Below are 22,764 nucleotides of genomic sequence, written 5' to 3'. Positions count from 1 at the left end.
CGGAGGGCGTACGGGCCTGAGACTGCCAGGCGCCTCTGGCCAGCAACAGAAGCCGAGGAGATGAACGAGCAATGACAGAGCAGCACCAGACTAAAGCGGAGTACGGTCCCTCTATCCCTCCCAAGCCCGTTCCTATCCCGGACGAGGCCTCGCGCCCTTTCTTCGCCGGAGCCAGAGAGCAGCAGCTCATGCTCCAGCACTGCAGTGCCTGCGGGCGCTGGTTCTGGCCCGTCAAGACGCGCTGCCCTGCATGCTGGAGCGCTCAAGTGAGTTGGTCGCCCGCTAGCGGCAGAGGCACACTCTACAGCTTCGTGTTGATGCACCAGCTCTATCATCCCGCCTTTGCCTCCGAGCTGCCCTACATCATCGCGGAGATCGATCTTGAGGAAGGCGTACGCATGATTAGCACCATCGTCGATTGTCCGCCCGAGCAGCTACGCATCGGTATGCCCCTGGAGGTCACCTTCGAGCAGCTCAACGCCGAGATCACGCTTCCCAAGTTTCGACCCGCCGTCGCGGCAGAGCGCGAGCACTGAGAGCCACGACCCGTCCCAGTCCCTTGAATGAGAACAGGAGGTTCAGGTGAGCAGTTATCGATACGTCCTCTACGAGAAAAAGGACCACATCGCGTATGTGACCATCAACCGTCCGGAGGTCATGAACGCCCTCCACGCCGAGGCCAACGCCGAACTGACCGCGGTCTTTCGCGACTTTGTGGCCGATGAAGGGGCCTGGGTGGCGATCCTTAGCGGGGCGGGAGAGCGCGCTTTCTGCGCCGGCAACGATCTGAAGGCTACCGCGGAAGCCACCGCCCGTGGTGAGCCGCCGGTGGCGTCTCGGGGCGGCCCTGATGGCCAGGCAGTCTATTTCGGCGGGTTGATCGGCCTGCAGTGCCCGAAGCCGATCATTGCGGCAGTCAACGGGGTGGCCGCCGGCGGCGGCTTTGAGCTGGCGCTGGCCTGCGACCTGATCATCGCCGCCGAGCAGGCCCGTTTCGCTCTGCCGGAGCCACGGGTCGGCCTGATCGCCGCTGCCGGCGGGATGCACCGTCTGCCGCAACAGCTCCCGCTCAAGATCGCGATGGGCCTGCTGCTCACCGGCAAGTGGCTCTCGGCTCAAGAAGCCGCCCGCTATGGTCTGGTGAACGAGGTGGTGCCCCTGGAACGCCTGCGCGAGACGGCTGAGCGCTGGGCCAGCGAGATCCTGGAATGCTCCCCTTTGAGCGTGCGCCTGACCAAGGAGTCCGTGCTAGCAGGTCTGGGACGACCTATCGAGGAGGCGATGGCCGCCGATCAGGAGCGCTTGCGAATCCTGTTGGCATCTGAGGACTTCCGCGAAGGTCCTCGCGCCTTCGTGGAGAAACGCAAGCCTCAGTGGAAAGGGCGCTGATGAGATTGTTCCTTCGGCTGATGGCTTGACCTGACCTGACCTGAGCCGATGCCCGGCGGCAGTCCGGCTCCTCCCCTGCTGGGGGAGGGGCCAGGATCGGGCGCGTCGGTGGGGCACGGTCGCGGGCAAGCAATGCGAAGACAAAGGAGCGTACTCTCTTCATGAGCATCAAAGGCAAATGCGCCATTGTTGGCCTGGGCATGACGGCGATGGGGAAGATCTACGGGCGCAGCGCCAGCGACTTCGCCGTCGAGGCCGTTGAGCTGGCTCTGCAGGATGCTGGCCTGACAAAGGCGGAGGTCGATGGCCTGCTGATCAATGCCAATCTCTCGCGCGAGATGCACCTTGGGTTGCAGAGCGCGCTGGGCCTGGAGAATCTGCGCCTGCTGAATGTGATGAACGCGTACGGGGCAACAGCGGGCACAATGATTCAGTATGCCACGATGGCCATCATCCACGGCCTGGCCAATGTGGTCGTGCTGGTCTTTGCCGACGCCCCGCTCAAACCGGCCCGCGGGGCCGGCGCCGCCTATGGGGCCGACCTGCTATCGCTGCGAGGCATGGAGGGCCTGCTGGCAGCCTACGGGGTCTTCGGTCCCATCCCTGGCTATGCCCTGGCTGCCCGTCGCCATATGCATCTGTTCGGAACGACCAGCGAGCAGCTCGGGGCGATCGCTATTGCGCAACGACGCTGGGCCCAGCTGAACCCGGCAGCCCAGATGCGCACACCGCTTACTATGGAGGAGTATCTGGCGTCGCGCTACGTCGTCGAGCCATTGCGCCTCTACGACTGCTGCCTGGTTTCCAACGGCGGAATTGCGGTGGTGATCACTTCCGCTGAGCGCGCCCGCCATCTGCGTCAGCCACCGGTCTATATTCTGGGCCTGGGCCAGGCCGCGCCCGGCGGCAACGAGCGCAGCGATCGCGAGCCTGGCATCTACACGGGAGCAAAGCAGTCGGGCGAGATGGCCTTGCGTATGGCCGGCATCGAGCTGCAGGATATCGACGTCTGCGAAATCTACGATTGCTACACGTATACGGTGCTGGTAACGCTGGAGGACTACGGATTCTGCGCCAAGGGCGAGGGTGGGGCCTTTGTGGCCGATGGCAAGCTGGGTCCCGGCGGCTCGCTGCCGACCAATACGGGCGGCGGCCAGCTCTCGGGCTACTACATGTGGGGCTTCACACCCCTCTCGGAGGCCATCATTCAGGCCCGCGGTCAGGCGGGGGAGCGCCAGGTCCCCAAACACGACCTGATTCTGGTAAGCGGCAACGGCGGCATTCTGCAGTATCACTCGACCACCATTCTCGGCACGCAGCCCGGCTGAGCCAGCCCGGCCATCGTGTACAATAGCAATAGCGATTGCCGGCCCTCTGCTGGGCCGCGGCCATTCTTCCCTCTCTCAGCCCGGGCCAGGCTAGACGGGTCCTCCGTCCTTGCCTGCAGGTAGGAAGGAAGAACACCTACCCGCAGGAGGGAGCCAGGTGACAAGACAGGCGCAGACGGAGAACGCTCCGGCCGATTGTAAAGCTAGCTGGCTGGCCGGCTGGCAGAGTGAAGGCAGCAAGCGTATGGAGACGCAAGATGGATATAGCTCGTGTCTACGACCCCGAACTGCTTCCCCCTCTGGAGATGGTTCTGGCTCAACCGCCTTTGAACTGGGACGACCTGCCGGGAACGCGCCAGCAGGGCCTGGAGCTTCAGCGCCAACTGCTGACCACCTTTCCCGCTTCGCCTACGGTTCACAAGGAAGATCGCCAGATGCCGGGGCCAGCAGGTGCCCCAGATGTCCCCGTGCGCCTGTATCGCCCAAGCCAGGTTCACGGTCCCTTGCCGGGACTGCTCTGGATTCATGGAGGCGGCTACGTCCTTGGCAATATCGAGCAGGATGATCTGCTCGCCCAACACCTGGTCGACAGCGTCGAGTGCCTGGTGGTCTCGGTTGACTACCGGCTGGCCCCCGAGCACCCTTTTCCGGCCGCAGTCGAGGACTGCTATGCGGCCCTCAAGTGGATGGCCACCCATGCCGATGAGCTGGGCCTGGATCGGACACGCCTGGCGATCGGCGGAGCCAGCGCTGGCGGCGGCCTGACCGCGGCCCTGGCCCTGCTGACCCGCGACCGCGGCGAGGTGCCGCTGATTTTTCAGCTACTGATCTATCCGATGCTCGATGATCGCGATGCGACGCGCTCAACGGAGATCTTTGCCGAGGCTCCGATCTGGAATCGAGAAGACAATCGCCGCGGCTGGCGCGCCTACCTCGGCGAGGCTGCCGGCGGTCCGAACGTTTCTCCATACGCGGCGGCGGCCAGAGCCGAGGACCTGCGCGGCCTGCCTCCGGCCTTCGTGGCTGTCGGAGCCGCAGAGATCTTTCTCGATGAGGATGTCGACTACGCCCTACGTCTGGCCCATGCTGGCGTCCCCGTAGAGCTGCAGGTCTATCCACGCGCTTACCACGCCTGGGATGGCATCGCCCCCGCCTCGCGTCTGGCTCAGCAGTTTGCAGCGAGCCGCGACCGCGCCCTGCGCGAGGCTCTCCATCCCCAGCGAGGAGGATAAGGCCGCCCGCGGAGAAGGAACGCGAGCGCCAGGTCCAGGCGTTTCTACTCAGGCTCGCTACGCCAGCTCGCTCTACCTGGCAGGCGAAGGAAAGCGCGGGTTCGCCTCAGCCGACCAGATGCAGGAGGCAGGTTCCATCGGCCTCGACGGTGACTGCATAGGCTTCCAGAGAGGGCGAGCCGGCAGCGAGCCAGCGCTCGCGTAGTCGCTGCACCTCCGACCAGAGAGCCTGCTCTCCATAGACTTCGACGCGCCAGCGCTGCGGGCGCGGGCCTTCGGCTTCAGGAGACAAGAGGAGCAGGCTTTCCTGCCAGTGCAAAGCGGTGGCCATGCGCCGGCTCTCGCCAGACCCGGGCAGCGGATAGAGCCGGCGCTCTAGGCCCGGAAGATGCTGCTCCAGCCAGAGAGCGAAGGCCGGTTCGTAGAGCAGCTCGTAGCTCTCCAGATCGGTCTCCGTCTCTTCGCGAGGAGGCCGCTGCCGCCAGTGCTTCAGCTCCCTGGCCCGAGAGGGCGGGAGCGGCGACAACGGCTCTCTCTCTCGCAGCTCCATGAAGAAGGCTGGTGTGCGCAGCAGACGGCCCTCCAGACGCGTTGGAGCCACTTTGACCAGGCGGAAGAGCGGCGTCGTCAGCGGACGGACGAGGTCGCCCACCACTATCCCCTGGGGGAGCAATTGCTCGCGCCAGGCCGGCGGAATGCGCGGATAGCTGCCCGTGGCGATAATGCGCTCATAAGGGGCAGCCGGCGCGTAGCCCTGCAGGCCGTCGGCGGTCACCACCCGCACACGCTCGCTGTAGCCTGCCAGGCGCAGACGCTCGGCGGCCAGGGCAGTCAGTTCCTCATCGATGTCGAGCGTCACAACCTGGCCACCAGGGGCCACTAGTTCGGCCAGCAGGGCGGCGTTGTAGCCGGTGCCGGTGCCGATCTCCAGCACGCGCATGCCTGGCTGCACGGCCAGGGCCTCCAGCATGGCCGCCATGATCGACGGCATGCTGGAGGAGGAGATCGGCTGCCCCCGCTCGCTGACCTTGGTGACCAGGGCCAGGTCGCGATAGACAACGGAGCGCGCCTCCTGCCTCACCCAGGTCCCTGGCTGCTCTTGGCGACAGTAATAGGGCACGAAGTGGGCCCGCGAGACCTGCAGCAACGCGCGGCGCACGGCTGGGGCCAGTGGATAGCCGCGCGCCTCTTCGATGCTGTTGACCAGCTCCTGGCGCTCTGTCTTGTCCGTTTCGCTGTCAAGAAAGTGTTCCAACCACATACTCCTTCCATCCATATCCATAGGCTTCCATTGGCCCGCTCGCCTTCTTTGGGCAGGTCGTCTCCCCTCACCTCACCGCAGGCCGTACCACCTAGGCAGAGGCGGCCAGCCCTGCCCTGCCGGCGCTGAGGACCTGAGCGATCGTGGCCGCAAAGGGCAGGCCCGTCTCGACCTCCAGCCACTCCCATTGCCCGCCTGGGTTGCACTCCAGAAAGACATAGTCGTCGTCCGGGGTGACGATCAGGTCGAGGGCGCCAAAGACCAGGCCCAGGCGCCGAACGACTTCAACGCAGCGCCTGGCGATGGCTTCCGGCAGCACGTGGGGACGATAGCGAACCCGGTAGCAGGCCGCCCGCCAGTCGAGGCGCGCCTCCTCTAGCTCCTGTGAGTCGATACGCACAGGCAGGACGTTGGAGCCAACGACGGTGACGCGTAGCTCGTAGGCTTTCTGGATGAGCGGCTGGAAAAGGTGGGCCGTGAGACGGACCTGCTCTAGTTCGCTCAGCCGCTCGCGCCCGACACGACTGGTGAAGATCAGATGGTAGCGCTCCCCTCCGCCGGGCAGACAATTCCCGTGCAGCGTCTTGTAGATCATCTGCTCGTGACAGACCTCAAAGAAGAAGCTGCGTACGGCGGCAGGGTCGTTGGTGACGAGAGTGACAGGCGTGCGCAGCCCCACCTCCTGAGCAACTTTGAGCTGGAGAGGCTTGAAGCTGGCGCGCCGCTGGGCATCCAGCGAGTTGACCCACAGGCAGTCGAGACTGCGCAGGACTCCCCCAAAGCCACGATAAGCCTCGTTCTCTAAGAAGAGTTGAATCAGCTCGGGAAAGTCCTCTCGCACCTGATAGTGATGGGGACGGCGCACGTAGATGCTGCGTATGGCTTCCAGATCATAGCGCTTGCCCTGATAGCAAAGGTGACCTGTCCAGCTCGCTTCCCGCAGCAGGGCCGCCAGGGTCACGGCCTGGGGAAAAGAAGCCGTGTCGAGCAGCAGGGCCGGGCAGCCGTTACGCTGCAGGGCGTGCAGCACACGCCGGGCACTGCTGTCTCCCGGGTAGCTCAGAATAAGGACATAGGATTCCATTGTCAGTCGTCGTACTCCATGTCAAAGTCCTCGTTGTGCAGAGGATTGGGCGACGAGGAATCATGACCGGTGGTATGGTAGAAAGTGATCGATCCCGCAGATTTTCCGTCCTGGCTCTCGTCTTCTTCTTCGCCTCCGTCCCCCTCGCCGCCAGCAAGGAGAAAATGGCGCTCCTGGGCAAAGAGAAAGGCAAAGGGGCCATTGGCCGGCAGGGCCAACGCCTGAGCGGGAAGGGGTAGCTGTCGAGAGGCCTCGAGCGGTCGCTTGAGCATGGGGCACTCTGCCTTTCGTTACTGCACTGGCCGTCTACTGCATCTTTGTTAAAGGGTCCGATCAATGCTCCCGTCCCAGCAAGTGGGAGGATCACCAGTAGGGAGCCGAGCCGGCCCGGATCTGCCAGCATCGAGGCACCAGGAAGACACTCCTTGGGGCGTTTGCTCAGCTCCGAACAGATGTTTACTCTGCACTATATTGTAGCACAGCGGCCAGAGTAGCCTTAATGGCTTCAGATCAGTTGTGGAGCCAGATTGAGAGGTAGACTCTTTTTAAGAGATCGCTGAAAGATGTGCCAGGAATTCACGCATCGTCAGACAAGGGTTGCCAGGCGACTTGACGTAGCCAGACCGGATCGGAAGAGGTACCAGCAAGACGCCAGGCTCGAAAAGCATGCACCTGGCCAGCGTTCGGATTGGGAACACGGATGGCCTGCAGAGTGTTACTCTGCACATCCCCGGAGCGGGGGCCCAGGAGGTTGAGCGGCTCTGGCAGGAGCTTCGTCTACATCCCTCGGACTCGGCCCCCCCCCTTCCTGCCGGCTTCCGCGCCAGCCTCGGCTGGACAGGCCCAGCCAGACCATCTCCACTCCCATTCTCATCCCCAAGGCGCTCAGACTCTGCCGCTCCCCTGGCCCCTCTAGACTATTTTCTGCAGCCTGGACGGCAAAGCGGGAAATTCCCGACCTCAAAGTGATATCAAACGGGGTCCTCGTTCGTTCTATATATAGACCCGAAAGGAAGCGGGGGTGGCCGCGAGCAAGCAGATCCACCTCGACGAGCAGCTTGTAGCGCTACCCGATTCCTGTGCAGCCTTCTCCCCATGAGGTTGCACCCGCCCTTTCAGGGATCTCCCGGTAGCAGAAGCTCCTGGGTAATAAGGGGGAGACGAGCTGGCACCCCGTCTCTCCCTTATTCTTTTTCCCCTTCCCCGGACAAGGCCGCTCTCGCCAGACCCCTCCCAACCCACTCCGGCCCAACTGCAGGCCCCCTTCTCCCTCCAAGTTTTACTACCCCAAAAAGAGGCTTTTCTGAGACAAAAGATCAGATGTGCAAGAAGTGTCATATGCCAGCTCTGCGCGATCTCTTCCATTCAGTAGCGCCTTGCGCTATACTCTCTGCTGAGCGAAGAGCCGCCGCTCTTCTTGAGCGTCTCGCTGGCGGAGAGACCAGTCAGGCAGTTGACCACCGGGAGAGACCAGCGAGTCAGCACAGCGATTCATCGAATGGGAGATCACTCGATCGAACAAAGGAGGCCATGATGCCATTTTGGGGTCTACTACGTCGCAAGCGGCCCGGCGCGCCGGCGCCCGCCTCCCAGGCGCAGCGAGAGCCGTCGTCGGAGCAGGAGCGCCCTGGCCGGCTCCAGCGCCGCTACCTGGATGACGTCCCCTACCTGCTGCCCAAGGATGAGGCAGAGATCGATCGTCTCAACTTTCAGCACTATGCCCTGATGAGCGTCCAGAAGGTCCACATCGTTGCTCCCCTGGAAAGCTATCCGCGAGCGATTCTCGATGTTGGCTGTGGCACCGGCCTCTGGGCGCGTGAAGTCGGCCATCGCCTTCCCTCCTGTCGCGTCGTGGGAGTGGATGTGGAGCCGCCGGAGCGCCTGCCCACAACGCCCGTCAACGTGCAATTTCTCTATAGTGATGTACTCAAGGGGCTGCCCTTCGAGGACAACTCGTTTGATCTGGTGCACCAGCGCCTGCTGATCTCGGCGATCCCCTCTCGCTCGTGGTCGGCAGTAGTGCGCGAGTTAGTGCGCGTGACCAGGCCAGGCGGCTGGCTCCAGCTCACGGAGACAGGTGGATACTACCACCGGCCAGGCCCCCTCTCGCTACGAGTCAGCGGCCTGCTCGATCGCGCCTTTGAACGCTGGGGCTTCGATCCTTACATCGCCGAGCATTTACCGATGTATCTTCAGCAGGCCGGGGCGGTCGAGATCGAGAAGTATGTCTACAGCGTTGTCCTGGGCGAAGGTGGCGGCCAGGGCGGACGCCTTTTGCAGAAGGATCTGCTGGCCCTTCTTCAGGCCCTGAGCGAGCGCATGGCCTCTCTTATCTCCGGCGAGGAGTGGCGCCGGATGATCGAGGCCCTGCCGGCTGAGTGGGCCACCCATCAGACTGCCTTCCAGTTCCACGTGACGGTGGGACGCAAGCCAGGTCCCTCATAGGAGGAAGCAGACCCACCCGCCATCAGACCGGGGGAAAGAGCCGACTCCACCTACTCTAGCGCCCCCGGCTCCTCTCTCTTTCTCCCCTCCCCCAACGGCTTTCATACATCCTGCACAAAACCCCTGATCCCTTATGCGTTAATTTGGCTATAGTTTCCCCCGCAATTTGACCCTATACTGCTTTACAGAGAACGCGAGGGTGCGCTCTCTGTGCATTTTGTATGAGACCAGGTGAAGCGCTTCTCATCCAGTGGCTCGCTGTCACCAGGGATGAAGCGAGCTGATCTGTTGCGCTGAGGCTTCTCTCATCGGCGAGGTCGCTGCTGTTGGCCGCCGCTTCTCCGGCACCTGCAAGGCCGCGGGCCGTGCGCTGCACTGCGCGCGCTGCGGATGTCTGGGCTGTCAGCCAGTCCTATTGCTCCGGCTGGCTGTTGGCTACGTGTTCGCCGCTGCGCTGACCCGTTGCGTCATCTGCCTGCAGATGAGGAGGCTTTTGCGCATGCTTGAAAAGGAAATGACGCCGGTTACGGCTGGCGCTCCTTCGCTCTCTGGCCAGCCGAAACGCCGCTTCAACCTGTTAGTGAATAATCCCGTGCTCGAGGATTATTCGCTGCGCTATGCGCCGCGGTCGTTCCGCCGATGGGGAACGCTGGCGGTGGCCAGCGCAGCCCTGGGCGGGATCGCTTATCTGGCCGACTTCGCCATCGGGGCCGATATCATTATCGCCCACGGCTTTAGCAACGCATTGGCCGCTATTTTGCTGGCCGCGCTGGTGATTTTTCTGACGGGCATTCCGATCGCTTACTACTCGGCTCGCTATAACATCGATATGGATCTGCTGACGCGCGGGGCTGGCTTCGGCTACCTCGGCTCGACGCTGACCTCGCTGATCTATGCGAGCTTCACTTTTATCTTCTTCGCCCTGGAAGGCTCGATTATGGCCCAGGCCCTCCACCTGTACACGGGCCTGCCTTTGCCCTGGGCCTATCTGGTCTGCGCGCTCTTGATTATTCCGCTGGTGGTCTTCGGGATGACGCTGCTGGCGAAGCTGCAGACCTGGACGCAGCCGCTGTGGCTGGTTCTCTACGTGCTGCCGTTCCTGGCGATTCTCTGGAAGGACCCTGGCGCCTTCGTCGCCTGGACGCACTTCGGCGGTCTGTCGCCAACGGGCGCCAGCCTGGTCCCTCTGGAGGTGGGGGCCGGCGCGGGCGTGGCGCTTTCGCTGATCGCTCAGATCGGGGAGCAGGCCGATTATCTGCGCTTTATGCCCGATAAGACGCGCGAGAATAGCCGCCGCTGGTGGTTGGCCGTGCTGGCCGCCGGTCCGGGCTGGGTGATCCTGGGGGCGCTGAAGCAGTTGGCGGGCGCTTTCCTGGCTTTCTATATCTTCGCCACGGTGGGTGCTCAGCTCGCCGATCAGCCGATCCAGCAGTTGCTGAAGGGCTTCAGTGTCTTGATCCCTCAGCCGTTCGTGGCACTCTCACTGGCAACCTTCTTCGTGCTGCTGTCGCAGGTGAAGATCAATGTGACTAACGCTTATTCCGGCTCGCTGTCGTGGTCGAATTTCTTTTCGCGCATCTTGCATCGCCATCCGGGGCGCGTGGTCTGGCTCTTTCTCAACGTGGGCATCGCCCTCTTGCTGATGGAGCTGAATATGTTCGCCTTCTTGAATACCATCCTGGGCTTCTACTCGAATGTGGCGATCGCCTGGATCGGCGCGGTGGTGGCGGACCTGGTGATCAATAAGCCGCTGCTGAAGCTGAGTCCCCCTTATATCGAGTTTAAGCGCGCCCACCTGTATACGATTAATCCGGTGGGCTTTGGGTCGACGCTGGTGGCTTCGGTGCTATCGGTGCTGGCCTTCTTCGGCCTCTTCGGACCGGTGGCTCAGGCTTTCTCACCGTTCCTGGCCCTGCTGATCGCCTTTGTCTTGTCTCCCCTGCTGGCGGTCCTGACACGCGGAAAGTACTACATTGCTCGCGAGAATCGCTCTGTTCAGGTGGCAGAGGGCCAGGCGCTACCGGTGCTACAGTGCACGGTCTGCGCCGATGACTATGAGGCGCCCGATACGACTTTCTGCCCCTACCATGAGGGGACAATCTGTTCGCTTTGCTGCACCCTGGAAAAGGGTTGTCATGATCTGTGTAAGGCAACGGCCTAGCCTGGTTGCCGCGCGGGCGGGGAAGCCTGGGACAGGCTCGCGGTCAGGCGGTTTTTGGGGGACTGGCGTAGCATAGAAGAGAGGCGGGGTGCATTTGCTGTGAGGCCGCGTGATGAACCGCGCTGAACTGACCTGCCCACTCCTCCCCTATGGCATGCTCCGACCGCGCCCCGCCTCTCCTTTTGCTGGCCGCCAGGCTCAGGCTGGCCTGAATGGCTTTCCTGTGGCGCTGCCACAAGAAAGGGGGTATCCGTCCAATGGCCGCTTTGTGGAATGAGAGACCACCAGCGGCATCAGGGCCAGTATCTCGAGAAAACTCGCTCCCCCTGGAAATAATGCAGGTGCTGCAACTACTGCAGCTCTGCGATAGCGCGCTGCCTGTGGGGAGCAGCGCCCACTCTTTTGGCCTGGAGACCCTGGTGGCCGAGGAGCTGCTGACGGTGGATTCTCTGGAGGGGTTCCTGCAGGCGTATTTGGAGGAGACGGGCCTGCTGGAGGGCAGCTTTTTCGTGCGCGGGCGGCGCCTGGCTGCGGTGCCAGGTCTGGAGGAGTTCCTGCCAGCCTGGCGAACGCTGAACGTTGAGCTGAGCGCGCTGAAGCCGGCGCGGGAGAGTCGCCAGGCGAGTGTGATGCTGGGGCGACGCCTGCTGCATCTGGTGCAGGATTGGCTGGGCGACGCGCGCCTGGCGGCCCTGCTGCGCCTGGTTATGCGCGAGGATGGCTTGAGCCACTATGCGCCGGCAGCGGGCCTGCTCTGTGGCCTGTTGGCGATCGAGGAAGGCCCGGCTCTGGCGGCCTTCCTCCACCAGCAAACGGCCTCCTTGCTGGCTGCCTGCCAGCGCCTGTTGCCTCTGGGCCAGCGACGCGCCATGCTCTTGCTCTGGCAGGTGAAGCCGGAGCTGCTGAGGGTAACGGAACAGGTTCTGCGCGGCCTGGAGCGCGGCGAGGAGCCGTGGCAGTTTACGCCGCTGGTGGAAATGGGCAGCTTGCGCCATCCGGTCCTGGAGACCCGCCTCTTTATCAGTTAGCCAGTGGGCAAACAAACAGATAGCGTCCGCTGGGGACCGGGAGCGCGCGAACCGAGCAGGCAGGTGGACAGACAGGTAGGCGTAGAAAAGAGGAGCTTGCAGGCAAGGAAGGAGCAAGGATCTGGATGCAGGCGCTAAGCTCTGGGCAAGGTCGTGAGGCAGCCGAGGCTGCGCCGGACCGCCGTCCCATGAGAGAGGAGGAGCCGGCAGCCACTGGCAGCGGGGGATATCGCCAGCCGGTGGTGGGGTTGCTGCGCCTGGGCTTTTGCTACGATGCGGCGGCCCGGCGGACGCGGCTCCGCGAGCAGGTGCAGCGGCCACCGCTGCAGGTGGTGCGGGCCTTCGCGACGGCGGACGGCGGGGCACTGGTGCATGTGCACAATCTGTCGGGCGGGGTGCTGGGCGGCGATCTCTATGAGGTTGAGGTCGAGGTCGGGGCGGCGACGCGCGTGATGCTGACTTCGACAGGGGCGACGCGCCTCTATCGCGCCCATAGCCGGGATCAGCCCGCCGAGCAGCGCTGGCGGGTGCACGTCGGCAGCGGAGCCTTGCTGGAGCATCTGCCCGACGCTTTGATCCCTTTTGCGGGGGCTCGCTATCGTCAGCAGGTCTCGATCGCTCTGGATGAGGGGGCCGGCCTGCTGTGGTGGGACTTGCTGGCGCCGGGCCGTCTGGCGCGCGGAGAGTGCTTCGCTTACGATCTGTTGGAGCTGACCTTCAAGATCGTCGCACCTCGGGGTCCGCTGGCCTGCGAGCGCTTTCGCCTGGAACCGAGCCGGCGCCCACCTCGCGCGCTGGCTCGCCTGGGACCGTTTCGCTACTGTGCAAGCCTCTACGTCTGCCACACGGGCCTCCCTCCCCAGCGCTGGCCGGCGCTGGAGGAGGAGCTGATGGCTCTGGCCCAGGAGCTGAGCCAGCCCGGCTGCTGCCTGTGGGGCGTGAGCAGGCTGGCGGCAGATGGACTGCTGGTGCGCGGCCTCGCTCTGGAGAGTCTGCCGCTCAGCCAGGGCCTGCCGATATTCTGGCGCCTGGCGCGGCTCCGTCTCTATGGGAGAACGGTGCCGCTGCCGCGCAAGATCTACTGATGAGTGGCTGCCTCTGTCTGTCTCTGCCAGAAGAGGAGAAAGGAGGTTGGTCTCGCGATGTATTTGACGCTACGTGAGCAGGAGAAGCTGCTGATCGTGGTGGCCGCTGAGCTGGCACGCAAGCGACGCGCGCGCGGGTTGAAGTTGAACTATCCAGAGGCGGTGGCTCTGCTGGCCGCCGAGATGATGGAGGCGGCCCGCGATGGGCGCAGCGTGGCCGAGATCATGACGCTGGGGACGACGATTTTGACGCGCGAGGATGTGATGGAGGGCGTGCCCGAGATGATCCAGGAGGTGCAGATCGAGGCCACGTTTCCCGATGGAACCAAGCTGGTGACGGTCCACGATCCGATCCGCTAGCCGAAGGGTCCCGCACAGCCCCAGGAGAAAGGAGGTGCCATCATGGAAACGGCTGAGGAGCCAGAGGCAACAGCCAGCCTGCAGGGCCTGCCGCCCGGGGCCTACCTGCTAACCGCAGGCGATCTGCCGCTCAACACCGGTCGACCGACGGTGCGCTTGCTGGTGCGCAACCGCGGCGATCGCCCGATCCAGGTTGGGAGCCATTATCACTTTTTCGAGGTCAATCCGGCGCTGGAGTTTGAGCGCTCTCTGGCCTATGGCATGCGCCTCAATATCGCCGCCGGGACGGCGGTGCGCTTTGAACCGGGCGAGGAGAAGGAGGTCACGCTGGTGGCCTTCGGCGGCCGACGGGCGATCTATGGCCATCGGGGCCTGGTCAATGGGGCGCTGGCTCCACTCCAACAGGGAGCGGAGAAGGCTGCTCCCTCTGCTTCCGCTTCTACAGGGAAAGAGGTGAGGGAAAGGCCAGAGATGGCGCAGGGAGAGGAGGGTCAGGCATGAGTCTGTCTCTGCCACGCCGGACGTATGCGGATCTCTATGGGCCAACGGTCGGCGATCGCCTGCGCCTGGCCGATACGGCTCTGATTATCGAGATTGAGCGAGATTATACGGTCTACGGCGATGAGGTGACTTTCGGCGGCGGGAAGGTGATCCGCGATGGGATGGGACAGTGTAGCCAGGCTCTGCGCGACGGGGACAGGGATCAGGAGAGGGCCCTGGATCTGGTGATTACGAATGCCATTGTGCTCGATCATTGGGGGATCGTCAAGGGCGATATCGGCATCAGGGATGGGCGAATTGTGAAGGTGGGCAAGGCGGGCAATCCCGATACGATGGAGGGCGTCGATCCCGAGCTGGTGATCGGAGCCAGCACTGAGGTGATTGCCGGCGAGCATTTGATCGCGACGCCCGGCGGCATCGATAGCCATATTCATTTTATTTCGCCTCAGCAGGTCTATGAGGCCCTGGCCAATGGGATCACGACGATGATCGGCGGCGGAACGGGACCGGCTACCGGAACCAATGCGACGACCTGTACGCCGGGAGCCTGGTATCTGGCACGCATGCTGCAGGCGGCGGAGCATTGGCCGCTGAATTTCGGCTTCCTGGGCAAGGGCAATGCGGCCTCCGAGGGGCCGCTGCTGGAGCAGATCCGCGCTGGCGCCTGCGGGCTGAAGCTGCATGAGGATTGGGGCAGTACGCCGGCGGCCATCGATGCCTGCCTGCGGGTGGCGGAGCGCTGCGATGTGCAGGTGGCTATCCATACGGATACGATGAATGAAAGCGGCTTTGTGGAGGAGACGATCGCGGCGATCGCTGGGCGGACGATCCATACCTACCATACGGAAGGGGCCGGCGGCGGCCATGCCCCCGATATTATGCGCGTGGCCGGCCTGCCCAATATCCTGCCGTCTTCCACTAACCCGACACGCCCCTACACGGTCAATACGCTGGCCGAGCATCTGGATATGCTGATGGTCTGCCACCATCTCAATCCCCAGGTTCCGGAGGATGTGGCCTTCGCCGAGAGCCGGATTCGCCCCGAGACGATCGCGGCAGAGGATATTCTGCACGATCTGGGGGCGATCAGTATGATGTCCAGCGATTCGCAGGCGATGGGCCGCGTCGGAGAGGTGGTCCTGCGTACCTGGCAGACGGCCCATAAGATGAAGGTGCAGCGCGGCCCATTGCCCGAGGATTCGATGCGCCATGATAATTTCCGCGTGAAGCGCTATCTGGCGAAGTATACGATCAATCCGGCAATTACGCACGGGATCGCACGGGAGGTCGGGTCGATCGAGCCGGGGAAGCTGGCCGATCTGGTGCTATGGAAGCCGGCCTTCTTCGGGGTGCGGCCCGAGATGGTGATCAAGGGGGGCTTCATCGCCTGGAGCGTGATGGGCGATCCGAACGCTTCGATTCCGACCCCTCAGCCGGCTCTCTATCGCCCGATGTTTGCTTCTTTCGGGCTGGCGGTGGCTACAACGAGCCTGACTTTCGTGTCACAGGCAGCCCTGGAGGATGGGCTGCCCCAGCGCCTGGGCCTGCGCAAACAGGCGGTGGCCGTCGAGGGCTGCCGCAGGCTCACGAAGCGGGATATGGTGCACAATACGGCGACGCCGCAGATCGAGGTGGACCCGGAGACCTACGAGGTGCGCGCCGACGGGAGGTTGCTGACCTGCGAGCCGGCCCAGGTCTTGCCTCTGGCTCAGCGCTACTTTTTGTTCTAGCGCCGATCGCTGGCTTTGTGCGCGGTCGGCCCCCAAGGCAAAAGGAAAAAGGCAACAGAGCAGCATAGGCGGACCAGGCAGCCTGCTTGCCTGGCCTGACCGGAAAGGGGGAAACGGCTATGACGGAGCTGCGGGAAGACAGGAAACGGGCTTTTCGCGTGGGGATCGCCGGGCCGGTGGGGAGCGGCAAGACTGCCCTGGTGGATTGTCTGAGTCGGCGCCTGCGCGAGCGCTATAATCTGGCGGTGGTGACTAACGATATTTATACGCGCGAGGATGCGGAGTTCTTGCTGCGGCAGGGAACGCTGCCGGCTGAGCGCGTGCGAGGTGTGGAGACGGGCTGTTGTCCTCATACGGCGATCCGCGACGATGTCTCGATGAATGAGGAGGCGATCGCCGATCTGGAGGCCAGTCTGCCTGGCCTGGAGCTGGTCTTGATCGAGAGCGGCGGGGACAATCTGGCGGCCTCCTTTAGCCCCGATCTGGTGGATGTCTGGATCTATGTGATCGATGTGGCCGAGGGGGAGAAGATGCCGCGCAAGGGCGGCCCGGGGATTATGCGTTCGGATCTGCTGCTGATCAATAAGATCGATCTGGCTCCTTATGTGGGGGCGTCGCTGGAGGTGATGGAGCGCGATGCGCGGCGCCAGCGCGGGGAGCGACCCTTTGTGTTTACGAATCTGCGCGGCGGCGAGGGCCTGGATGCGGTGGTGGCCTGGCTGGAGACCCAGTTGGCTCATAGAGGCGATTCGCAGACTTTGCTTCCTTCCTGATCTTTCCTCTGTTAGCTCGGTTGGTCTGCTGGTACGGGGACCAGGGCGGGCCGCCGTCGGGTGTCCGGCGGCCCTGCTCTGGTCCTTCTCTTGTTGGTTTTCGAAAGGGCCAATGGCCTTTCTGGGCGATGGTGGCGTGATCTGCCAGTTGAGGAATTATCACCATTGATGACAGAATTTCCTTCTTGCCGTGGCGGCCTCCATGCCTTATCATCTGAATTGCGCGCTAGCAGCGAATCTGTCCGCGCTTCTGTCGCCTGACCCCGCTTCTGATGAGCAGCTGATGCGGCCAGGTCTGCCCATGCACGCCAGGCCGTGTTGAGGAAGCAAGGATCGCCTCCTGACGGAGCCTGCCCGCGCCGGGCGCGCTGCCCGGCTTGAGGTCTTCTGGCAGACGGCGCCAGGGCCCCCAACGGTCCTCCGCCTGGAAAGCGGGGAATGCGCCAGGCTCCGGGCCGGTCGCTGTGCCAGCGGGCTGCTGTTTTTCTTGCTTTCTTTTGTTATCTGCCAAGGTTGGAAAGAGGCCTTTCCGCTTATGATTTCGCGCGACTCCCTCGTTCCGAATGTGCGTGTGCGGGGTTTGTTGCCCGATCAGACGGTGGAGCTGCTGAAGGTGCAGTGGCATGGCTCAGAGGTGGCTGAGGTGGTCTATCAGGATGAGGCCGGCGCGGTCCAAAGCGAGCTGCTCTTCGGCGATCGCCTGGACAGTCTGCAGGTGCTCCCCGCCGGGTCCGTCACCTGGCGCTTCGAGGCCGATAGCGCTCGCTTCCGTCTGGTGGCCGAGGCCTATCGCATCAGGCTGGCTTACCTGTTTGATCCGCTGCTGGCCGTCCATACTTCGCTCATTGAGCCGCTCCCCCACCAGATCACGGCGGTCTATGAGACGTTGCTGACGCGCCAGCCGCTGCGCTATGTGCTGGCCGATGACCCCGGTGCCGGGAAGACGATTATGACGGGCCTGCTGATTAAGGAGCTGCAGATGCGCGGGGCCCTCCGGCGCTGCCTGGTGGTGGCGCCCGGCAACCTGGTGGAGCAGTGGCAGGATGAGCTGAAGACCAAGTTCCAGCTGCATTTCGAGATTCTGACTAACGAGGGCATCGCTACTTCTCTCTCGGGCAATCCGTTCCAGGAGAAGCCTCTCCTGATCGCTCGCCTCGATAAGCTGGCCCGCGACGAGAACTTGCAGGGGCTGCTGGAAGACGTCTACTGGGATCTGGCGGTCTTCGATGAGGCCCACAAGCTGTCGGCCAGCTTTTTCGGCGATGAGGTGAAGTATACGAAACGCTACCGCCTGGGCGAGCTGGTGATTCGGCACGCTTACCATGTGCTCTTCTTGACGGCCACCCCTCATAATGGAAAAGAGGAGGAGTTTCAGCTCTTCTTGCGCCTGCTCGATCCCGATCGCTTCGAGGGCCGCTTCCGCACGGGTACGCCACGCGTCGAGGTCTCGGATCTCATGCGCCACCTGTTGAAGGAGCAGCTTTATACCTTTGAGGGAAAACCTCTCTTCCCCGAGCGCTTCGCGATGACGGTGCCTTATAAGCTCTCTCCCCTGGAGCAGCAGCTCTACGAGGAGGTGACAGCCTACGTGCGCGAGGAGTTCAATCGGGCCGATGCGCTGGAGGGGGACCGCAAAGGGACGGTGGGTTTCGCGCTGACAATCCTGCAGCGCCGCCTGGCCTCGTCTCCGCAGGCGATCTACGAGTCGCTGCGCCGTCGCCGTGAGCGCCTGGAGAGGCGCTTGCAGACGCTGCACCGGGAACGGCAGAGGAGTGCGGCGGCCCAGGAGCTGCCGTTGGACGCGGGGGTACCGCTGCTGTCGGCAGAGGCTCTGCAGGAGCTGGAGGACGAGGCCCCAGGGGCGGAGGTGGAAGGACTGGAGGAGCAGGTGGTCGATCAGGCGACGGCAGCCCGTACGATGGCTGAGTTGGAGCGCGAGATTGCCCGCCTGCGCGGGCTGGAGGAGCTGGCTCAAAGGGTGCTGCATAGCGGCACCGATCGGAAGTGGGAGGAGCTGGCCAGCCTGTTCCAGAAGGAAAAGGCGATCTTTAGCGCCGATGGCCGTCCCCAGAAGCTGGTGATCTTTACGGAGCATCGCGATACGCTGCTCTATCTGCAGAAGCGGATTACGACGCTGCTGGGCAGCTCCGAGGCGGTTGTGACGATCTATGGGGGGATGAATCGTACGGAGCGGCTGCGGGCCCAGGAGGCTTTTTCGCAGGATCCTAAGGTGCTGATTCTGCTGGCAACTGATGCGGCCGGCGAGGGTATTAATTTGCAACGCGCCCACTTGATGGTGAATTACGATTTGCCCTGGAATCCGAATCGTCTGGAGCAGCGCTTCGGGCGCATCCACCGTATCGGCCAGCGCGAGACTTGCTATCTGTGGAACCTGGTGGCCGAGGATACCCGCGAGGGTGAGGTCTATTATCGCTTGTTGAGGAAGCTGGAGGCGGCTCGCAAGGCTCTGGGGGGTCAGGTCTTCGATGTCTTGGGGAAGCTGCAGTTCGAGCAGCGCCCGCTGCGGGAGCTGATTATAGAGGCGATCCGCTATGGGGATCAGCCGGAGGTGCGCGCGCGCCTGGAGCAGGTGGTGGAGCAGGCTCTCGATCGCCGGCATCTGGAGCGGTTGCTGCAAGAGCGCGCCCTGGTCCACGAGGTGATGGATCAGGCGCGGGTGTTCCAGGTGCGCGAGGAGATGGAGCGGGCCCAGGCTCGCCGCCTGCAGCCCCACTTTATTGCCTCTTTCTTCTGGGAGGTCTTCGGTCGGCTGAAGGGTCGCTGGTATGAGCGCGAGCCGCACCGCTATGAGCTGCGCCATGTGCCTTTGGAATTGCGCTCGCGCCATCCACGGGGCAATAGTCGCGCGACGATTCTGCCGCGCTATGAGCGGATTACGTTCGAGAAGGAGCTGGTGATGGTGCCGGGGAAGCCGCCGGCTGAGTTGATTTGCCCGGGCCACCCCTTGCTGGAGGTAATGCTGGATTTGGTGCTGGAGGAGCAGGCTCTGCTGAGACAGGGCACGCTGCTGATCGATCGCGCAGATGGGGGCCAGGAGCCACGCCTGTTGTTTTTGATGGAGTACGCGGTGCAGGATGGGCGCAAGGATGAGAGCGGACAGCCTCGCGTGGTGGGACGCCAGCTTGTGTTTGTGGAGCGGACGGCTCAGGGGCTGCTGCGCGATGCCGGTTATGCTCCGTTCCTGGATTATGAGGCCCCTACCGAGGAGGAGAGCAAGCTGCTGCGCGATGTGCTCTCGGCTCCCTGGCTGCAGGAGGATGTGATCGGAGAGGCACGCTCGTACGCCATTGAGAAGCTTCTGCCGCGCCTGTGGGATGAGCTGCGCAAGCGTCGTGAAGAGCAGGTTGAACGGGTGCGCCAGGCGGTACATGAGCGCCTGTCACACGAGATTATTTATTGGGATCAGCGAGCGGTCCAGCTACAAGAGGCGGAACGCCAGGGGAAGGTGAATGCTAGCTTGAATGCTAATCAGGCAAAGCAGCGATCTGATGATCTGCATCAGCGACTGGAACAAAGGATGCGAGAGCTGGAAGAAGAGCGACAGTTGAAGCCCCTGCCGCCTCAGGTGGTGGGGATAGCGCTGGTGGTGCCAGCCGGGCTGCTGGAAGAGTACCGACGGGCGAAGGGACTGGCCGGTCCGCCAGCGGAGGAGACGGCAGCGGCTGAGGCAGAGGATCTGGGGCTGGAACGTGATCCGACGGTGGAGCGGCGGGCAATGGAGGCAGTCATGGCCTGTGAGCGGTCCCAGGGCCATGAGCCGCGCGATGTGAGCGCGGAGAAGCGGGGCTACGATATTGAGTCGCGGGTTCCGAATGAGGAGAGGTTGCTCTTTATTGAGGTGAAAGGACGCAGACGGGGGGCAAAGAAGGTGTTTACGACACGCAACGAGGTGCTGACCGCGTTGAACAAGCCGGAGTCTTTTATCCTGGCTCTGGTGCTGGTGGATGAGCAGGATTGTGAGGTCTGGTACGTGAAGCGCCCTTTTCAGCAGGAGCTGGACTTTGCTACTAGCGGGCTGATTTCGGATATCGATAAGTTGCTGCAACGGGGGGAGCGTCTGCGATGACGAAGCCGAAGAAGCTCATTGAGGTGGCCCTGCCTCTGGAGGCGATCAATGCGGCCTCGGCCAAGGAAAAGTCTCTGCGCCACGGCCACCCCTCGACGCTGCATCTGTGGTGGTCGCGCAAACCACTGGCAACCGCCCGAGCGGTCCTCTTCGCTTCCCTGGTCGACGATCCCTCGGCCCATCCGGAGCGCTTCCCCGATGAGGCCAGCCAGCAGCGCGAGCGCGAGCGGCTTTTCACGCTGCTGAGCGAGCTGGTCCAGTGGGATAATCTGAACAATCAGCAACTGTGGGAGGCCGCACGAGCAGAGATCCTGGCCTCCACGGGCGGCACGCCCCCGCCGCTGCTCGACCCCTTCGCCGGCGGCGGCTCCATCCCGCTGGAGGCCCAGCGCCTGAGCCTGACCGCTTTCGCTGGCGACCTCAACCCAGTGGCGGTCCTCATCAATATGGCCCTCATCGAGATTCCTCCCCGCTTCGCCGGCCAGGCTCCGGTTCATCCACAGGCGCGCGCAGAGCTGCTCCCGAGCCAGTGGCAGGGCGCTCACGGGCTGGCCGCCGACCTGCGTGCTTACGGCAACTGGCTGCGAGAGGAGGCCCAGCGCCGCATCGGCCACCTCTATCCGCCGGCGCGCCTGCCCGAGGAGGAGGGCGGGCAGGCCACGGTGATCGCCTGGCTGTGGGCGCGGACGGTGACCTGCCCCAATCCGGCCTGCCGCGCCAGGATGCCGCTGGTGAGCAAGTGGTGGCTTTCGAAGAGACCAGGACGCGAGGCCTGGATCGAGCCGCAGGTCGAGCTGAGCCCGGCTGGCCCCCTCGTGCGCTTTGTGGTGCGCACCGGCAAGGGCCAGCCACCCGCCGGGACGGTGAGTCGACAGGGCGCGCACTGCATCGCCTGCACTCACCCCGTGGATTTGGCCTATATTCGCGCTGAAGGGCGCGCCGGACGGATGGGAGCACAGCTGCTGGCGATCGTGGCAGAAGGGAGCCGGGGCCGCGTTTATCTGTCAGCCGATGAGGAGCAGGCTCAGATGGCCACCAGCGTTGAGCCGGAGGAGATGCCCGCGGCCAGATTACCGGAGGCCGCTTTGGGCTTCCGGGTCCAACTCTATGGTCTGACGCGCTACGGCGATCTGTTCACGCCGCGCCAGCTCGTGGCCCTGACGACCTTCAGCGCCCTGGTGCAGGAGGCTCACGCGCGCGTGGAGGCCGATGCGCGCGCCGCTGGCCTGCCCGCCGATGATCTGCCCCTGCAGGCCGGCGGACGCGGCCCCCGCGCCTATGCCGACGCCGTGGCCACCTACCTGGCCCTCGCTGTCGATCGGTTAGCCAATCGAGGATCTAACATATGCTTCTGGGATATCACTAGAGAAACCGTTCAACAACTATTCGCTCGTCAAGCGATACCAATGACCTGGGACTTCGCCGAGGCCAACCCCTTCAGCGCCTCCAGCGGCAACTTCCAGGGTGCCGTCGAGTGGGTGGCCGAGGTCGTCGAGGCCCTGCCGGCCGGACCCGCCGGCCAGGCCCGCCAGCGCGACGCCCTCAGCCCCTTCACTGGCCTTTCCCAACCGCTCATCTCCACCGACCCCCCCTACTACGACAACGTCGGCTACGCCGACCTCTCCGACTTCTTCTACCTCTGGCTTCGGCGCATGCTGGCTCCCATCTACCCCGACCTGTTCTCCACCCTCCTCACCCCCAAACAGCACGAGCTGATCGCCGCTCCCCACCGCTTCGCGGGGAACAAAGACCAGGCACGCCGCTTCTTCGAGGAGGGCCTGCACCAGGTCTTCCTTCGCCTGCGCGCCACCGCCCATCCCGACTACCCCCTCACCATCTCCTACGCCTCCAAACAGGCCGAGCTCGACTCCGACGAGACCGCCGACGAGCCAGACGAGTCTGCTTCACAGGCCGAGCCGCAGCCCGCCTCCAGTAGCCCCCGACGCCGCTCCGGCACCAACGGCGCAGGCCGACCCAACGGCCACGCTCCCCTGGTGGCCTCCACCGGCTGGGAAACCATGCTCCAGAGCCTCATCGAGGCCGGCTTCACCATCACCGGCACCTGGCCCATGCGCACGGAACTAATTACCAATCTCAAGAAAGGTGTAAATGCCCTGGCCTCCTCGATCGTGCTGGTCTGCCGCCCGCGCCCCGAGAACGCCCCCATCGCCACCCGCAAAGAGTTCCTCCGCGAGCTGCGCTCCCAGCTCCCCCAGGCCGTCCGCCACCTGCAGCGCGGCGGCATCTCCCCCGTCGACCTCGCCCAGGCCAGCATCGGCCCCGGCATGGCCATCTACTCC

At 63.8% G+C, this 22,764-nt stretch carries 17 protein-coding genes; 14 read left to right on the top strand and 3 right to left on the bottom strand.

Annotated features, from left to right (window positions below; translation table 11 throughout):
• Positions 1-71 precede the first annotated feature (71 nt).
• The 4 genes from ACFMO7_RS10955 to ACFMO7_RS10940 all read left to right on the top strand — a co-directional run bounded on the left by ACFMO7_RS10955 (position 72) and on the right by ACFMO7_RS10940 (position 3,949).
• Complete coding sequence (locus ACFMO7_RS10955; protein WP_376795527.1) at positions 72-536, top strand: Zn-ribbon domain-containing OB-fold protein; 465 nt, start codon at positions 72-74, stop codon at positions 534-536.
• Positions 537-582: 46 nt separating this feature from the next.
• The gene (locus ACFMO7_RS10950; protein WP_376795526.1) at positions 583-1,389 is read left to right on the top strand and encodes an enoyl-CoA hydratase-related protein; all 807 of its coding nucleotides are present in this window, start codon (positions 583-585) and stop codon (positions 1,387-1,389) included.
• Between the two features lie 161 nt (positions 1,390-1,550).
• Positions 1,551-2,717, top strand: coding sequence for a thiolase family protein (locus ACFMO7_RS10945; protein ID WP_376795525.1), 1,167 nt, complete (start codon positions 1,551-1,553; stop codon positions 2,715-2,717).
• A 257-nt stretch (positions 2,718-2,974) separates the two neighbouring features.
• Positions 2,975-3,949, top strand: a complete 975-nt coding sequence (locus ACFMO7_RS10940) for an alpha/beta hydrolase fold domain-containing protein (RefSeq protein WP_376795524.1) — start codon at positions 2,975-2,977, stop codon at positions 3,947-3,949.
• 106 nt (positions 3,950-4,055) lie between these two features.
• On the opposite strand, the gene ACFMO7_RS10935 is transcribed toward ACFMO7_RS10940, so the two are convergent.
• The 3 genes from ACFMO7_RS10935 to ACFMO7_RS10925 all read right to left on the bottom strand — a co-directional run bounded on the left by ACFMO7_RS10935 (position 4,056) and on the right by ACFMO7_RS10925 (position 6,566).
• Entirely contained in the window at positions 4,056-5,204 is a 1,149-nt protein-coding gene (locus ACFMO7_RS10935) for a methyltransferase domain-containing protein (protein ID WP_376795523.1), read from the bottom strand.
• A gap of 97 nt (positions 5,205-5,301) precedes the next feature.
• Complete coding sequence (locus ACFMO7_RS10930; protein WP_376795522.1) at positions 5,302-6,294, bottom strand: MvdC/MvdD family ATP grasp protein; 993 nt, start codon at positions 6,292-6,294, stop codon at positions 5,302-5,304.
• A 2-nt stretch (positions 6,295-6,296) separates the two neighbouring features.
• The gene (locus tag ACFMO7_RS10925; RefSeq protein ID WP_376795521.1) at positions 6,297-6,566 is read right to left on the bottom strand and encodes a hypothetical protein; all 270 of its coding nucleotides are present in this window, start codon (positions 6,564-6,566) and stop codon (positions 6,297-6,299) included.
• A 1,258-nt stretch (positions 6,567-7,824) separates the two neighbouring features.
• Here ACFMO7_RS10925 and ACFMO7_RS10920 point away from each other — a divergent pair.
• The 10 genes from ACFMO7_RS10920 to ACFMO7_RS10875 all read left to right on the top strand — a co-directional run.
• Positions 7,825-8,739: a class I SAM-dependent methyltransferase gene (locus tag ACFMO7_RS10920; RefSeq protein ID WP_376795520.1), complete on the top strand. Its 915-nt coding sequence runs from the start codon at positions 7,825-7,827 to the stop codon at positions 8,737-8,739.
• Positions 8,740-9,238: 499 nt separating this feature from the next.
• Positions 9,239-10,900 carry a purine-cytosine permease family protein gene (locus ACFMO7_RS10915; RefSeq protein ID WP_376795519.1) on the top strand — a complete coding sequence of 554 codons (1,662 nt, stop codon included), beginning with the start codon at positions 9,239-9,241 and terminating at the stop codon, positions 10,898-10,900.
• A gap of 341 nt (positions 10,901-11,241) precedes the next feature.
• On the top strand, positions 11,242-11,928 hold the full coding sequence (locus tag ACFMO7_RS10910) for an urease accessory protein UreF (protein ID WP_376795518.1): 687 nt from the start codon (positions 11,242-11,244) through the stop codon (positions 11,926-11,928).
• Between the two features lie 125 nt (positions 11,929-12,053).
• Positions 12,054-13,013 carry an urease accessory protein UreD gene (locus ACFMO7_RS10905; protein WP_376795517.1) on the top strand — a complete coding sequence of 320 codons (960 nt, stop codon included), beginning with the start codon at positions 12,054-12,056 and terminating at the stop codon, positions 13,011-13,013.
• A 57-nt stretch (positions 13,014-13,070) separates the two neighbouring features.
• Positions 13,071-13,373: an urease subunit gamma gene (locus tag ACFMO7_RS10900; RefSeq protein WP_376795516.1), complete on the top strand. Its 303-nt coding sequence runs from the start codon at positions 13,071-13,073 to the stop codon at positions 13,371-13,373.
• Between the two features lie 42 nt (positions 13,374-13,415).
• Positions 13,416-13,874 carry an urease subunit beta gene (locus ACFMO7_RS10895; RefSeq protein WP_376795515.1) on the top strand — a complete coding sequence of 153 codons (459 nt, stop codon included), beginning with the start codon at positions 13,416-13,418 and terminating at the stop codon, positions 13,872-13,874.
• The gene (ureC, locus tag ACFMO7_RS10890; RefSeq protein ID WP_376795514.1) at positions 13,871-15,604 is read left to right on the top strand and encodes an urease subunit alpha; all 1,734 of its coding nucleotides are present in this window, start codon (positions 13,871-13,873) and stop codon (positions 15,602-15,604) included. The genes ACFMO7_RS10895 and ureC overlap by 4 nt, the downstream gene beginning before the upstream one ends.
• A 119-nt stretch (positions 15,605-15,723) precedes the next feature.
• Positions 15,724-16,377: an urease accessory protein UreG gene (gene ureG / locus ACFMO7_RS10885; protein ID WP_376795513.1), complete on the top strand. Its 654-nt coding sequence runs from the start codon at positions 15,724-15,726 to the stop codon at positions 16,375-16,377.
• Positions 16,378-16,912: 535 nt separating this feature from the next.
• Positions 16,913-20,464, top strand: a complete 3,552-nt coding sequence (locus tag ACFMO7_RS10880; RefSeq protein WP_376795512.1) for a helicase-related protein — start codon at positions 16,913-16,915, stop codon at positions 20,462-20,464.
• Positions 20,461-22,764 (top strand): DUF1156 domain-containing protein (locus ACFMO7_RS10875; protein WP_376795511.1); only part of this gene is annotated, 2,304 nt, incomplete at its 3' end. The genes ACFMO7_RS10880 and ACFMO7_RS10875, both read left to right, overlap by 4 nt.

This window comes from Thermogemmatispora sp. (assembly GCF_042408735.1).
Taxonomy (GTDB): Bacteria; Chloroflexota; Ktedonobacteria; order Ktedonobacterales; family Ktedonobacteraceae; genus Thermogemmatispora.
The sequence above is the reverse complement of the archived record's forward strand: the minus strand, read 5'-3'. Positions and strand labels throughout refer to the sequence as shown.

Coding starts and splice junctions, on each gene's coding strand:
- ACFMO7_RS10955 (WP_376795527.1), top strand. CDS start 72: ATGACAGAGCAGCACCAGACTAAAGCGGAGTACGGTCCCTCTATCCCT.
- ACFMO7_RS10945 (WP_376795525.1), top strand. CDS start 1,551: ATGAGCATCAAAGGCAAATGCGCCATTGTTGGCCTGGGCATGACGGCG.
- ACFMO7_RS10940 (WP_376795524.1), top strand. CDS start 2,975: ATGGATATAGCTCGTGTCTACGACCCCGAACTGCTTCCCCCTCTGGAG.
- ACFMO7_RS10930 (WP_376795522.1), bottom strand. CDS start 6,294: ATGGAATCCTATGTCCTTATTCTGAGCTACCCGGGAGACAGCAGTGCC.
- ACFMO7_RS10925 (WP_376795521.1), bottom strand. CDS start 6,566: ATGCTCAAGCGACCGCTCGAGGCCTCTCGACAGCTACCCCTTCCCGCT.
- ACFMO7_RS10920 (WP_376795520.1), top strand. CDS start 7,825: ATGATGCCATTTTGGGGTCTACTACGTCGCAAGCGGCCCGGCGCGCCG.
- ACFMO7_RS10915 (WP_376795519.1), top strand. CDS start 9,239: ATGCTTGAAAAGGAAATGACGCCGGTTACGGCTGGCGCTCCTTCGCTC.
- ACFMO7_RS10905 (WP_376795517.1), top strand. CDS start 12,054: ATGCAGGCGCTAAGCTCTGGGCAAGGTCGTGAGGCAGCCGAGGCTGCG.
- ACFMO7_RS10900 (WP_376795516.1), top strand. CDS start 13,071: ATGTATTTGACGCTACGTGAGCAGGAGAAGCTGCTGATCGTGGTGGCC.
- ACFMO7_RS10895 (WP_376795515.1), top strand. CDS start 13,416: ATGGAAACGGCTGAGGAGCCAGAGGCAACAGCCAGCCTGCAGGGCCTG.
- ureC (WP_376795514.1), top strand. CDS start 13,871: ATGAGTCTGTCTCTGCCACGCCGGACGTATGCGGATCTCTATGGGCCA.
- ureG (WP_376795513.1), top strand. CDS start 15,724: ATGACGGAGCTGCGGGAAGACAGGAAACGGGCTTTTCGCGTGGGGATC.
- ACFMO7_RS10880 (WP_376795512.1), top strand. CDS start 16,913: ATGATTTCGCGCGACTCCCTCGTTCCGAATGTGCGTGTGCGGGGTTTG.